12 protein-coding genes and 1 tRNA gene are annotated in these 13,478 nt (G+C 63.5%); 11 read left to right on the plus strand and 2 right to left on the minus strand.

From position 1 onward, the window contains the following. The first annotated feature begins 219 nt into the window (after positions 1 to 219). The 3 genes from E1748_RS15550 (at position 220) to aroC (ending at position 4,036) form a co-directional block, all read left to right on the plus strand. A complete protein-coding gene (locus E1748_RS15550) occupies positions 220 to 678 on the plus strand; it encodes a CBS domain-containing protein (protein WP_133648094.1) in 459 nt (152 codons plus the stop codon). A gap of 190 nt (positions 679 to 868) precedes the next feature. Beyond that, positions 869 to 2,815 carry an MFS transporter gene (locus tag E1748_RS15555; RefSeq protein WP_133648095.1) on the plus strand — a complete coding sequence of 649 codons (1,947 nt, stop codon included), beginning with the start codon at positions 869 to 871 and terminating at the stop codon, positions 2,813 to 2,815. Positions 2,816 to 2,935: 120 nt separating this feature from the next. Then, positions 2,936 to 4,036, plus strand: a complete 1,101-nt coding sequence (aroC, locus tag E1748_RS15560; protein ID WP_133648096.1) for a chorismate synthase — start codon at positions 2,936 to 2,938, stop codon at positions 4,034 to 4,036. Positions 4,037 to 4,111: 75 nt separating this feature from the next. Here aroC and E1748_RS15565 read toward each other — a convergent pair whose 3' ends face one another. Beyond that, positions 4,112 to 5,785: an electron transfer flavoprotein-ubiquinone oxidoreductase gene (locus E1748_RS15565; RefSeq protein WP_133648097.1), complete on the minus strand. Its 1,674-nt coding sequence runs from the start codon at positions 5,783 to 5,785 to the stop codon at positions 4,112 to 4,114. A gap of 212 nt (positions 5,786 to 5,997) precedes the next feature. On the opposite strand from E1748_RS15565, the gene E1748_RS15570 reads away from it, so the two are divergent. Together E1748_RS15570 and E1748_RS15575 are read left to right on the plus strand one after the other, a co-directional pair. Next, positions 5,998 to 6,777 carry an SDR family oxidoreductase gene (locus E1748_RS15570; protein ID WP_133648098.1) on the plus strand — a complete coding sequence of 260 codons (780 nt, stop codon included), beginning with the start codon at positions 5,998 to 6,000 and terminating at the stop codon, positions 6,775 to 6,777. Between the two features lie 64 nt (positions 6,778 to 6,841). Further along, entirely contained in the window at positions 6,842 to 7,273 is a 432-nt protein-coding gene (locus E1748_RS15575; RefSeq protein ID WP_133649380.1) for an acyl-CoA thioesterase, read from the plus strand. Positions 7,274 to 7,288: 15 nt separating this feature from the next. On the opposite strand, the gene E1748_RS15580 is transcribed toward E1748_RS15575, so the two are convergent. Beyond that, positions 7,289 to 7,831: a LuxR C-terminal-related transcriptional regulator gene (locus E1748_RS15580; protein WP_133648099.1), complete on the minus strand. Its 543-nt coding sequence runs from the start codon at positions 7,829 to 7,831 to the stop codon at positions 7,289 to 7,291. 254 nt (positions 7,832 to 8,085) lie between these two features. On the opposite strand from E1748_RS15580, the gene E1748_RS15585 reads away from it, so the two are divergent. The 6 genes from E1748_RS15585 to E1748_RS15610 all read left to right on the plus strand — a co-directional run bounded on the left by E1748_RS15585 (position 8,086) and on the right by E1748_RS15610 (position 13,461). Next, positions 8,086 to 8,790: a CoA transferase subunit A gene (locus E1748_RS15585; RefSeq protein ID WP_133648100.1), complete on the plus strand. Its 705-nt coding sequence runs from the start codon at positions 8,086 to 8,088 to the stop codon at positions 8,788 to 8,790. A 2-nt stretch (positions 8,791 to 8,792) separates the two neighbouring features. Beyond that, positions 8,793 to 9,434, plus strand: coding sequence for a CoA transferase subunit B (locus E1748_RS15590; RefSeq protein WP_133648101.1), 642 nt, complete (start codon positions 8,793 to 8,795; stop codon positions 9,432 to 9,434). A 192-nt stretch (positions 9,435 to 9,626) separates the two neighbouring features. Then, positions 9,627 to 10,547: an alpha/beta fold hydrolase gene (locus tag E1748_RS15595; protein ID WP_133648102.1), complete on the plus strand. Its 921-nt coding sequence runs from the start codon at positions 9,627 to 9,629 to the stop codon at positions 10,545 to 10,547. A gap of 72 nt (positions 10,548 to 10,619) precedes the next feature. Then, on the plus strand, positions 10,620 to 10,973 hold the full coding sequence (locus tag E1748_RS15600) for a RidA family protein (RefSeq protein WP_133648103.1): 354 nt from the start codon (positions 10,620 to 10,622) through the stop codon (positions 10,971 to 10,973). A gap of 63 nt (positions 10,974 to 11,036) precedes the next feature. Then, positions 11,037 to 13,286 (plus strand): RelA/SpoT family protein, encoded by a 2,250-nt coding sequence (locus E1748_RS15605; protein ID WP_133648104.1) that lies wholly within the window; start codon positions 11,037 to 11,039, stop codon positions 13,284 to 13,286. A gap of 98 nt (positions 13,287 to 13,384) precedes the next feature. Further along, positions 13,385 to 13,461 (plus strand) — tRNA-Val (locus E1748_RS15610). Positions 13,462 to 13,478: the final 17 nt, after the last annotated feature.

Genomic DNA, 13,478 nt, shown 5'->3' on the forward strand with positions numbered 1-13,478 from the left:
AGCGTTTGTTCCATACTGTGTTCGTTGCCGGACGGGCTTCCGGCGGGCGTCGGTGGGGCTTGTGCGCGCTTTCCTTTTGCGGGCCTTTCCGCTAGGATCGAAAGTCAGTTATGCACACCCGGCGTCATCCGCAACTTTTTTTGCATGGGATCAGAGCCGGCGCCCAGTAAGCGCCCCATAGGCGCCGCAACGCCCCCTCTGATCGACAGGAGACAAATCATGCGAGTCAGCGACATTCTCAAGGTCAAGGGCAACACCCTTTTTACGGTCACGCCCGACACGTCACTGGACGACGCAGTCACCGCGATGGCAGAGCACGATATCGGTTCGCTCGTCGTGATGGAATACGGCGATCTGGTCGGCATGCTGACGTTCCGCGAAATCATCCTGACGTTGCACAAGAACGGCGGCAGCGTCGGTTCGTCGACCATTCGCAAGGTGATGGACGATCATCCGATCACCTGCACGCCTGAAACCGACGTCAACGAAGTGCGCCGCATGATGCTCGAACATCACGTCCGCTATCTGCCGGTACTCGAAAGCCGCGCACTGATGGGCGTGATCTCGTTCTACGACGTCGCGAAGGCGGTGGTCGAGGAACAGGGTTTCGAGAATCGTATGCTGAAGGCCTATATCCGCGACTGGCCGGAAGAGCAGGAGCCGCAGCAGGCGCGATAGTCCTGGCGAGGCGCGATGGCGTGGCAGCCGTCGCCCCGTTAGGCAAATCAGGCGATACCAGGGCGTGCGCGAAAGCGTGCGCTTTTTTTGTGGGTGATCGACGATCGTCCGGGCATCCTCGACATGCGTGCCCGATCCGAACGCATCTGTTTTTACACGCGCATTGCCGCACTCCCCATTCCCGATACCTATGAGCGACCGCCCGTCAAGTTCAGTCCCCGCCGACCGCCGCGCCGCCCGCGACGATCGCGCACACGAATCCCAGTTCAGCCTGCTGCGCGAAGGGCGCTTCGCGCCGTTCTTCTGGACGCAGTTCCTCGGTGCGATGAACGACAACGTGTTCAAGATCGGCTTCACGTCGCTCGTCACGTATCAGGCCGCGCGTTTCTCCGGCGTCGATCCGAAGACGGCCGCGTTCCTGATCTCGGCGATCTTCATCCTGCCGTTTGTGCTGTTCTCGGCGACCTCCGGCCAGATCGCCGATAAATACGACAAGGCCGTGCTGACGCGTTTCGTGAAGACCTTCGAGATCGGCGTGATGCTGATCGGCGGCGCGGGCTTCTGGTTTCACAACGCATCGCTGCTCTATCTGTGCACGTTCCTGATGGGCGTCCATTCGACGCTCTTCGGCCCGGTCAAGTATTCGTATCTGCCGCAGCATCTGTCGAAGTCGGAGCTGGTCGGCGGTAACGGGATGATCGAGATGGGCACGTTCGTCGCGATCCTGATCGGCACGATCGCGGGCGGCGCGGCTGCCGGGTTCGTCGAGCACGGCGCTGGAATCCTCGCGGGGATGTGCGTGGTGATCGCGCTTGCGGGTCGCGCGGTGTCGATCCTCGTGCCGGTGACGCCGGCTGCGCAGCCGGATCTGCGCATCAACTGGAATCCGTTCAGCGAGACATGGCGCAACCTGAAACTCGCGCGCGAAGACCGCACGGTGTTTCTGAGCCTGCTCGGCATCTCGTGGCTGTGGTTCGTCGGCGCGACGTTCCTGTCGTCGTTTTTCCGGTTTGCGAAGGAGGTGCTGTCGGCGAATCCGGATGTCGTCACGGTGTTGCTCGCCACGTTCTCGATCGGTATCGGCGCGGGCTCGCTGATGTGCGAACGGCTGTCCAAGCGCCGCATTGAAATCGGCCTCGTGCCGCTCGGTTCGATCGGCATGAGCGTGTTCGCGATCGATCTGTTCTTCGCGAGTCACGCGCTGCCGACTGCACCGCATCTGCTGTCGGTCGGCGAGTTTCTCGCAGTGCCCGCGCACTGGCGCGTGCTGATCGATCTGCTGCTGCTCGCGATGTTCGGCGGCTTCTATAGCGTGCCGCTGTACGCGCTGATCCAGGCGCGTAGCCAGCCGACGCATCGCGCGCGGATCATCGCCGCGAACAATATTCTCAATTCACTGTTCATGATCGTGTCGTCGTTGATGGCGGTGGGGTTGACGTCGCTGGGCGTCGGCATTCCGGGCATCTTCCTCACCACTGCGCTGCTGAACATCGTCGTCGCGATCTATATCTATTCGCTCGTGCCGGAGTTTCTGCTGCGTTTTATCGCGTGGGTGCTGGTGCATACGTTCTACCGGATCCGCCTCGTGCACGCTGAGCGGATTCCGGAAGAGGGCGCGGCGGTGCTGGTCTGCAATCACGTCAGCTACGTCGACGCGATCGTCATCGCGGCCGAGAGCCCGCGGCCGATCCGTTTCGTGATGGACCACCGCATCTTTGGTTCGCCGTTCGCGGGCTGGTTGTTCCGCCACGCGAAAGCGATTCCGATCGCGCCGGCGCACGAAGACGAGGCGCTGCTCAAGCGCGCTTACGAGCGCTGCGCGGAGGCGCTCGCCGACGGCGATCTCGTGTGCATTTTCCCGGAAGGCAAGCTGACGAAAACGGGCGACATGAATCCGTTCCGTCACGGCGTGACCGAAATCATCCGACGTGCGCCGGTGCCGGTCGTGCCGATGGCATTGCGCGGATTGTGGGGCAGCTATTTTTCGCGCAGCGGCGAGGCGCGTGTGCCGCGGCCGGTGCACAAAGGTGTGATGAGCCGGCTGACGCTGGCGGTCGGCGAGCCGTTGAGTCCGGACGAAGCGACGCCGGAAAGGCTGCAGCAGATCGTCAGCGACTTGCGAGGTGCGCGCAAATAGCGTCTCGTAGTCAGGGCGCCTGGGCATACGCTGCAAGGCCCCCGCTAGCGATGCCGGCCGCCCCCTCGACGGGTGGGCTGGCATAATATCGCTTTCCCCGCTTTTCTTTGGACTCCCCTCATGTCCGGCAATACTCTCGGCACGCTCTTCACCGTCACGAGTTTCGGCGAATCGCATGGGCCCGCGATCGGCTGCGTGATCGACGGCTGTCCGCCCGGCATGACGCTGTCCGAAGCCGACATCCAGCTCGAACTCGATCGCCGCAAGCCGGGCACGTCGCGCCACGTGACGCAACGCAAGGAAGAGGACAGGGTCGAGATCCTGTCGGGCGTATTCGAAGGCCGCACCACCGGCGCACCGATCGCGCTGCTCATCCGCAACACCGACCAGCGCAGCAAGGACTACGGCAACATCGCCGACACGTTCCGTCCCGGCCACGCCGACTACGCCTACTGGCAGAAATACGGCATCCGTGACTATCGCGGCGGTGGTCGTTCGTCCGCGCGTCTGACGGCGCCGACGGTGGCCGCAGGAGCGGTCGCGAAGAAGTGGCTGCGCGAACAGTTCGGCACCGAGATTCGCGCGTACATGGCGGCGCTCGGTGAGATCGACGTGCCGTTCGTCGACTGGTCGCATGTGAGCGAGAACCCGTTCTTCGCAGCGAACGCCGACCTCGTGCCGCAGCTCGAGGCGTACATGGACGCGCTGCGCAAGGACGGCGATTCGATCGGCGCGCGGATCAACGCGGTGGCATCGGGCGTGCCGGTCGGTCTTGGCGAGCCGCTGTTCGATCGTCTCGATGCCGACATCGCGCACGCGATGATGGGCATCAACGCAGTGAAGGGCGTCGAGATCGGCGCGGGCTTCGCGAGCATTGCGCAGCGCGGCTCCGTGCACGGCGACGAACTGACGCCCGACGGCTTCGTCGGCAATCACGCAGGCGGTGTGCTCGGCGGGATTTCGACGGGGCAGGACATCACGGTATCGATCGCGATCAAGCCGACGTCGAGCATTCGCACGCCGCGTCGCTCGATCGATCGGAACGGTCAGCCGGTCGTCGTCGAGACGTTCGGGCGGCATGACCCGTGCGTCGGCATCCGCGCGACGCCGATCGCCGAAGCAATGCTCGCGCTGGTGCTGATCGATCACGCGCTGCGGCATCGCGCGCAATGCGGCGACGTGACGACTGCAACGCCGAAGATTGCGGCGAGCGCGCCTTGAGTCTGGGTGTGCGATAAGAGCACCAATAAAAAACGCCGCTAGACGCGGCGTTTTTTATTGTGAACGGAAGCACCGTCACATATTCGGATAGTTCGGACCGCCACCACCTTCCGGCGTGACCCACACGATATTCTGCGTCGGATCCTTGATGTCGCAGGTCTTGCAGTGCACGCAGTTCTGCGCATTGATCACCAGACGTTCGCCGCCGTCGTCGTTCTTCACGAACTCGTACACCGCAGCAGGGCAGTAGCGGCTTTCCGGGCCCGCGTAGGTGCGCAGGTTGACGTCCACCGGCACGCTCGGATCCTTCAGCGTCAAGTGAGCCGGCTGGTTCTCCTCGTGATTCGTGTTCGAGATGAACACCGACGACAGTCGATCAAACGTCAGCTTGCCGTCCGGCTTCGGATACTCGATCTGCTTGCACTGCGACGCCGGCTTCAGCATCTCGTGATCCCAGTGCTGATGATGCAGCGTCCACGGCACGTTGCCGCCGAGCACCTTCTGCTCGATGCCGACCATCAGCGTGCCGAGGTACAGACCCTTGCTCATCCACTGCTTGAAATTGCGCGCGCGATGCAGCTCGGTGTACAGCCACGACGTCTTGAACGTTTCGGGGAACGCGGCGAGTTCGTCGGACTGGCGGCCGGCCTGCACCGCGTCGAACGCGGCGTCGGCGGCGAGCATGCCGGTCTTGATCGCCGCGTGGCTGCCCTTGATCCGCGCGGCGTTCAGGAAGCCCGCGTCGTCGCCGACCAGCGCGCCGCCCGGGAACACCAGCTTCGGCAGCGACAGCAGACCACCGGCGGTGATTGCGCGCGCGCCGTACGACACGCGCTTGCCGCCTTCGAGAAACGCGCGGATCGCCGGATGCGTCTTGTAGCGCTGGAATTCCTCGAACGGCGACAGATACGGATTCGTATAGCCGAGCCCGACGATGAAGCCGACCATCACCTGGTTGTTGTCGATGTGATAGAGGAACGAGCCGCCGTACGTATCGTTCTCGAGCGGCCAGCCGGCCGAGTGGATCACGAGGCCGGGCTTGTGCTTCGCCGGATCGATTTCCCACAGTTCCTTGATGCCGATACCGTAGGCCTGCGGATCGACGCCGTCGCGCAGCTTGAAGCGCTCCGACAGCTGGCGACCGAGGTGTCCGCGTGCGCCTTCGCAGAACAGCGTGTATTTCGCGTGCAGCTCCATGCCGAGCTGGAAGTTTTCGGTCGGCTCGCCGTTCTTGCCGATGCCCATGTTGCCGGTCGCGACGCCCTTGACCGAGCCGTCGTCGTTGTACAGTACCTCGGCAGCCGGGAAACCCGGGAAGATTTCGACGCCGAGCGCTTCGGCCTGCTGACCCAGCCAGCGCGTCACGTTCGCGAGGCTGATCACGTAGTTGCCGTGGTTCTTGAAGTTGTCTGGCAGCGCCCAGCCCGGCACGGTCTTCGCGCCGGTTTCGGACAGGAACAGGAAACGGTCTTCGGTGACCTCGACGTTCAGCGGCGCGCCTTTTTCCTTCCAGTCCGGAATCAGTTCGGTGATCGCGCGTGGGTCCATCACCGCGCCCGACAGGATGTGCGCGCCGATTTCCGAGCCCTTCTCGAGCACGCAGACCCCGATCTCGACGCCTTTCTCCTGCGCCCGCTGCTTCAGCCGGATCGCCGCAGACAGACCAGCCGGGCCGCCGCCGACGATCACGACGTCGTATTCCATCGACTCGCGCGGGCCGTACTGCTCAATGAGACTGGTGGGGGTCATCGATGCTCCTCTTACCGTTAGAATGCTTTTTTCTCGGGTTCGTATTGTCAGCGAACGATACTTGAGCCGCAACCCGATGAGCAAACATTAGCACGATCGTTCTATTTATGTGGTACGGTGTTGCCGCACGAAGTCGAAGCGCCTTGTGATGGCTTTGTAGTGGCTTCGTGGCGGCTCCGTACCCGCCACCATCAACGAGAAAGGGAACGACAATGGGCCGTTCGATCAATCTGGAAGGCAAGGTCGCGCTGATTACCGGCGCGTCGAGCGGACTCGGCAAGCGCTTTGCGCAGGTGCTGTCGCAGGCGGGCGCGAAGGTCGTGCTGGCCAGCCGCCGCACCGAGCGCCTGAAGGAACTGCGCGCCGAGATCGAGGCGTCCGGCGGCGCGGCGCACGTCGTGTCGCTCGACGTGACGGATTACCAGAGCATCAAGTCGGCGGTCGCGCATGCCGAAACGGAAGCGGGCACGATCGATATCCTCGTGAACAATTCCGGCGTGTCGACCACGCAGAAGCTGTCCGACGTGACGCCCGCCGATTTCGAATACGTGTTCGACACGAACACGCGCGGCGCTTTCTTCGTCGCGCAGGAAGTCGCGAAGCGGATGATCATGCGCAGCAACAACGGCGGCCAGAAACCGGCGTACCGGATCATCAACATCGCGTCGATGGCCGGGCTGCGCGTGCTGCCGCAGATCGGGCTGTATTCGATGAGCAAGGCGGCCGTCGTCCACATGACGAAGGCGATGGCGCAGGAATGGGGCCGCCACGGCATCAACGTGAACGCGATCTGCCCCGGCTATATCGATACCGAGATCAATCACCATCACTGGTCGACCGAGCAGGGGCAGAAGCTGGTGTCGATGCTGCCGCGTCATCGAGTGGGCAAGCCGGAAGATCTCGATGGTCTGCTGCTGTTGCTCGCCGCCGACGAATCGCAGTTCATCAACGGCTCGATCATCGCCGCCGACGACGGTTTCGGTTTGGCCTGAGGTTTCCACAACAGTTTTTGCGGCACCGCTGTTTTAACAAAGTAGAAGAAGCAAGATGAGTACGATGAACGAGTATCACGCAGTCTTCGAGATGTCGATGCCGATCCGCTGGGGCGACATGGACGCATTCGGCCATGTGAACAACACGGTCTACTTTCGCTATATGGAGCAGGTGCGGATTTCCTGGTTCGAGCGTCTCGGCATCGCCGGCGGTAACGGCGAGGGGCAGGGGCCGGTGATCGTCAATGCGTCGATGGAGTTCTTGAAGCAGCTGCACTATCCCGGCGACGTGATCGGCCGGATGACGGTCGGCAAGCCGGGGCGTAGCAGTTTCGACACTGGCTTCGAGTTGACCCGTGCCGACGATCCGGCCACCGTCTACGCGCGCGGCGCCGCGCGCTGCGTGTGGATCGACTATGCGGCCGGCAAGTCGGCACCGATTCCTGATCTGCTGCGCGCGACAATCGAAGGCGCTACGCTGGTCAAGACCGCCTGAACGGTAGCGATCGAATCAACCAAGCAGCCGCTGCAGCAGTTCGGTCGCATTCCCCGTATCGTATTTGCGCATCAGCCGCGCGCGGTAGATGTCGACCGTGCGCGAACTGATGTCGAGCGCGCGGCCGATCTGCTTGCTTGTTTTTCCCGTCACCAGCTGCGCGGCGATCTCACGTTCGCGCGGCGTCAACTCCACCGCGACGCGTCGTGTCGCGCTCAGATCCTCGAATGTCCAGACGCCGGCCGCATGCGGATCGCGGCGGTTCAGCGAGCGTCCCGTCACGTGACACCAGAACAGTTCGCCGTTTGCGCGCTTCATGATGCGGTCGTCCGCGTAGCTGCCCTGCGCGGTCATGATCGGCGTGATGCGCGCGCCGGCCCGGTCGAATTCGTCGGATGACGGGTACAGCACCTCGAACGACTGACCCAGCAGCGACTCGCGCGTGCGGCCGAAGATCGCAGCAAGCTGATCGTTGCAGTCCTCGATGATCCGTTCGCGCGACAGCACGAGCCCGATCGGCGCGAGGTGGAAGGCAGTCTGGTAGTCGAGGGCGGGCATGGTGCGACGGGCTGTGGCCGGGGTTGTGGTGATTGCTTATGTACTTTTGCGTATTGTGCCGCAGCGCCGCCACATCGTACCCTTTCAGACAAATCACAAGCAGCGGAGCAGGCCGTCGACGCGTTGCGCAATCCAGCGACGACGTCCGCTTCGCACGACTAGAATGGGATGTCGGGCCGGGTTTCTGTCGCGGCCTTCGCGCACCATCGCACCGATCCGTTTTCGGGTTTCCATATCAAGGAAGGGACATATTGATGAACAAGGTCTATCCAGGCGCGGCTGCCGCGCTCGAAGGCATCGTCAAGGACGGGCAGACATTTGCCGTCGGCGGCTTTGGTCTGTGCGGCATCCCGGAGGCGCTGATCGCGGCGTTGCGCGATTCCGCCGTGAAGGGCATCACCTGCATCAGCAACAACGCGGGTGTCGATGGCTTCGGTCTCGGCCAGTTGCTCGAAACGCGGCAGGTGAAAAAGATGATCTCGTCGTACGTCGGCGAGAACAAGGAGTTCGAGCGTCAGTTTCTGGCCGGCGAACTCGAACTCGAATTCACGCCGCAGGGCACGCTTGCCGAGAAGCTGCGCGCCGGTGGCTCGGGCATTCCGGCGTTCTTCACGAACACTGGCTACGGCACGCTGATCGCCGAAGGCAAGGAAACGCGCCAGTTCGGCGAGAACCACTACGTGCTCGAACATTCGCTGACCGCGGACGTCGCGCTCGTCAAGGCATGGAAGGCCGACAAGTCGGGCAATCTCATCTATCGCCGCACCGCGCGCAACTTCAACCCGATGTGCGCGATGGCCGGCAAGATCACGGTCGTCGAGGTCGAGGAGATCGTCGAGGTCGGTGAGCTGGATCCGGACGCGATCCACACGCCGGGCATCTTCGTGCAGCGCATCGTGCTCAATGCGCATCCGGAAAAACGCATCGAACAACGTGTCGTCCGCGCGAAAGGAGACTGATCATGGCATGGACTCGTGACGAAATGGCCGCGCGCGCGGCGAAGGAATTGCAGGACGGCTTCTACGTGAACCTGGGCATCGGGCTGCCGACGCTGGTCGCGAACCACGTGCCGGCAGGTGTCGAAGTGTGGCTGCAGTCGGAGAACGGACTGCTCGGTATCGGCCCGTCGCCGACCGACGAAGAAGTGGATGCCGACCTGATCAACGCGGGCAAGCAGACGGTGACGACGCTGCCGGGTTCGTCGATCTTCTCGTCGGCGGATTCGTTCGCGATGATTCGCGGCGGCCACATCAATCTCGCGATCCTCGGTGCGATGCAGATCAGCAAGAAGGGCGATCTGGCGAACTGGATGATCCCCGGCAAGATGATCAAGGGGATGGGCGGCGCGATGGATCTGGTGGCGGGCGTGAAGCGCGTCGTGGTGCTGATGGAGCACGTCGCGAAGGGCGACCAGCACAAGATCCTCGAAGAATGCACGCTGCCGCTGACCGGTGTCGCCGTGGTCGATCAGATCATCACGGACCTCGGCGTGATCGAGGTGACCGGCGACGGTTTGAAGGTGACTGAGCTTGCACCCGGCGTCTCGGTCGATGAGATCAAAGCGAAGACGGGCGCGCCGCTCGATGTGAGCGCGGTGAGCTGAAGCGGTTCGAAGGGGTCGTACGAGGCGGGCGAAGCGTGAGCTTCGCCCGTTTTGTTTTATGTGCGTGGACTTCTGAGGCCGTCCGCCCTTGCCGGGGGGCACGCAGCAAAGCGGTTTACAATCGACCACACAGATTGCGTACTGCACCGCGTCTTTCTCCGCACGTTTCTCTGTTCTCGCAAGGAATCCCCGATGACCGCCACGTCCCTCGCTGCCCGCCCATCTGCCGATCCCGCCGTGCCCCGCCAGCGTTTCGTCCAGTGCGCGAGCGCGAGCGGACTGCATCGCGTCGCGTACACGGAGTGGGGCGATCCGGCGAATCCGCGGGTGCTCGTCTGCGTGCATGGACTCACGCGCTCGGGGCGCGATTTCGATCGCGTCGCGCGTGCGCTCGCGGGTGTTTATCGCGTCGTGTGTCCGGACATCGTGGGGCGCGGCCTGTCGTCGTGGCTCGTCAATCCGGCCGGCTACAGCGTGCCGCAATACGTGGCCGACATGGTTACGCTGATCGCCCGGCTCGACGTCGAAACGGTCGACTGGTTCGGCACGTCGATGGGCGGGCTGATCGGCATGGCGCTCGCCGGGTTGCCCGACACGCCGATCCGCAAGCTGCTGCTCAACGACGTCGGTCCGCATCTGGAACCGGTGGCTGTCGCGCGCATCGGCGATTACCTCGGCAAGCCCGCGCGTTTCGACACGCTGCAGGCGGGCATCGATCACGCGGCGCTGCTCGCGCAGTCGTTCGGTCCGCTGACTTCCGACGAGTGGCGTGAGATCAACACGCCGCTGCTGCACGAGCGCGATGGCGCATGGCAGTTCCGCTACGATCCGCGCATCGCGGAACCGTTCGCGGCGACGACGCAGGAGCTGGTGGCGCTCGGCGAAGCGGCGTTGTGGCGCGCGCTCGAAGCAGCGCCCGGTCCTGTGCTCGCGGTGCGCGGCGCGCAGTCCGATCTGCTGTCGCGCGACACGCTCGAGGCAATGGTCAAGCGTGGACGTGCGGTGTCGAGCGTGGAGATCGACGGCGTCGGACATGCGCCGGCATTTCTGTCTCCGGACCAGATCGGCATCGCGACGCGCTTCTTCATCGGCGAGTCTGCCGACGCGTCATAATATGGGGCTCGCGCGGTGCAGTTTGTGATTCGCGCGAACCATCCGATTCCTCTTCAACCGTCAGGACATTTCATGGCAGTCATTCGTCACCACGTCGGCAAGCGTCTTTCCGAAATCGCCGTGCATAACGGCACCGTGTATCTCGCCGGCCAGATCGCCGAAGACACGGATCAGGACATCGCCGGCCAGACGCGCGAAGTGCTCGGCCACATCGACCGTCTGCTCGCCGAAGTGAACAGCGACAAGTCGCATCTGCTGTCCGTGCAGATCTACATCTCGGACATGGCGCACTTCGCCGGCATGAACGCGGTGTGGGACGAGTGGGTCGCGCAAGGTGCGACGCCGCCGCGCGCCACCGTCGAAGCAAGCCTCGCGAATCCGAAGTGCCTCGTCGAAGTCGTCGTGGTGGCGGCGCAGCGTAGCTAGGACCACCGTCGAATCTCCGCCGGCCTGCAGCATGAACATGGCCCGGCGGATTGCAGCAGCACCATGAATACCGATACCGTTACGACCGTTTCCCCGCCGACCCCGTCCTTCGACGACGCGCTGGCCTTCGTGCGTCTGCATGCGGGCGACGTGCGGCTGTCGTCCGGCGAGCTGCTCGCCGAGCACGCGGCCGGCACTGCGTCGATCATGCGCACGCTCAACGTCGATCCGCCTGCTGTGCTGGCGGCGGCGCTGTTCGGATTGACGCCGCATCTGCAGGATCCGGAGCAGGTGATCGCGGAGAACTTCGGCGAGGAAGTCGGCCAACTGGTCGGCGACGTGCGCAAGCTGTTGCGTCTCGGCACGGTCAGTCTGCGTGCCGCGCAGAACGCGTTCCCCGAAGCAGGTCGCGACGCCGAGGCGGCGCGTCGCGCGCAGATCGAAGCGCTGCGCAAGATGCTGCTCGCGTTCGCGCAGGACATTCGCGTCGTGCTGATTCGCCTCGCGTCGCGGCTGCAGTCGATGCGCTATTACGCGGCCGCGAAGATCACACCGACGCCCGACGTCGCGCGCGAAACACTCGACATCTACGCGCCGCTCGCGAACCGGCTCGGCATCTGGCAACTGAAGTGGGAGCTCGAGGATCTCGCGTTCCGCTTCGAGGAACCCGACACATACAAGCGGATCGCGAAGCTGCTCGACGAGAAGCGCGTCGAGCGCGAGTCGTATGTGGCCGAGGCGATCGAACGGCTGCAGCAGGAACTGGCTGCGGCGCAGATCAAGGCCGAAGTCAGCGGGCGACCGAAACACATCTACAGCATCTGGCGCAAGATGCGCGGCAAGGCGCTGGACTTCGCCGAGCTTTATGACGTGCGCGCGTTTCGCGTGATCGTGCCGGACATCAAGGACTGCTACACCGTGCTCGGGATCGTGCACAACCTGTGGCAGCCGGTGCCGAGAGAGTTCGACGACTACATCTCCCGGCCGAAGCCGAATGGCTATCGGTCGCTGCACACGGTCGTGATCGGCGACGACGGGCGTGCGTTCGAAGTGCAGATCCGCACGCAGGAGATGCATCGCTTCGCGGAGTACGGCGTCGCTGCGCACTGGCGCTACAAGGAAGCCGGCACGCGTGGCTACGGCGGTCAGTTCAGCGCGAACGACAAGTACGACGAGAAGATTGCATGGTTGCGTCAACTGCTCGCGTGGAAGGACGATGTGTCCGACGGCGAAGCGGAAGACGGCAAGGAGCAGGCGAGCCAGCCGTGGGAGCAACTGCGCCAGGCCACACTCGACGACGACCACATCTACGTGATGACACCGCAGGCGCGCGTGATTTCGCTGCCGCAAGGTTCGACGCCGGTCGATTTCGCGTATCACCTGCATAGCGAACTGGGTCATCGTTGCCGTGGTGCACGCGTCGATGGCGCGATGGTGCCGCTCAATACGTCGCTGCAGAACGGGCAAACCGTCGAGATCGTTTCGGTGAAAGAAGGTGGGCCGTCACGCGACTGGCTCAATCCGCAGCTCGGCTATATGCATAGTCCGCGCGCGCGCCAGAAGGTGCGTGCGTGGTTCAACGCGGTCGATGCGCAGGAAAACATCGCGAACGGTCGCGCGATGGTCGAAAAGACCCTGCAACGCGAAGGCAAGACGTCGGTCAATCTCGACCAGCTGGCGGCGAAGCTCGGCTTCGAAGAAACCAACGAATTGTTCTCGGCGGTCGGCAAGGAAGAGTTCAGTTTGCGTCTCGTCGAGCAGGCGTTGCACGACGCACCGCCTGCGGAACCCGAGATCGAGGTGCCCGAGCAGTTCGAGAAGCGCAGCAGCGGCGCGAGTGTCGCGCACGGCGCATCGACGGGCGTGCTGGTGGTCGGCGTCGACGCGTTGCTCACGCAGCTCGCGCGCTGCTGTCGTCCCGCGCCGCCGGACGAGATCAGCGGATTCGTGACGCGCGGCAAAGGGATGTCGGTGCATCGGCGTGACTGTCCGACGTTCCTGCGGATGGCCGATCGCGCACCCGAGCGCGTGCTGCAAACCACCTGGTCCGCCGACGTGATGAGCGGGCGCGGGCAGTCCGTCTATCCGGTCGATCTGGCGATCGAAGCGAGCGACCGGCAAGGACTGCTGCGCGACATCTCCGAAGTGTTCGCGCGCGAGAAGATGAACGTGATCGGCGTGAAGACGCAGAGCCGTCGCAACGCGGCGTACATGCAGTTCACTGTCGAGGTGTCGAGCGCGGCGCAGATTCAGCGCGCGTGTACGTTGCTCGGCGAAGTGGTCGGGGTCGTTCGTGCGTCGCGCAAGGCGTGACCTCTGACCTTGCTTCGCGGTGCCGTGCAGAATTTCTAAAGTCTCTGCATAAAAGGGCTTGCCAAGTTTTGGCTGGCTTCTTATAATCTCGCTTCTTTAGGCTCGTAGCTCAGCTGGTTAGAGCACCACCTTGACATGGTGGGGGTCGTTGGTTCGAGTCCAATCGAGCCTACCAACGAAAATCGAAACTCC

It is taken from the genome of Paraburkholderia flava (genome assembly GCF_004359985.1).
GTDB classification, from domain to species: Bacteria; Pseudomonadota; Gammaproteobacteria; order Burkholderiales; family Burkholderiaceae; genus Paraburkholderia; species Paraburkholderia flava.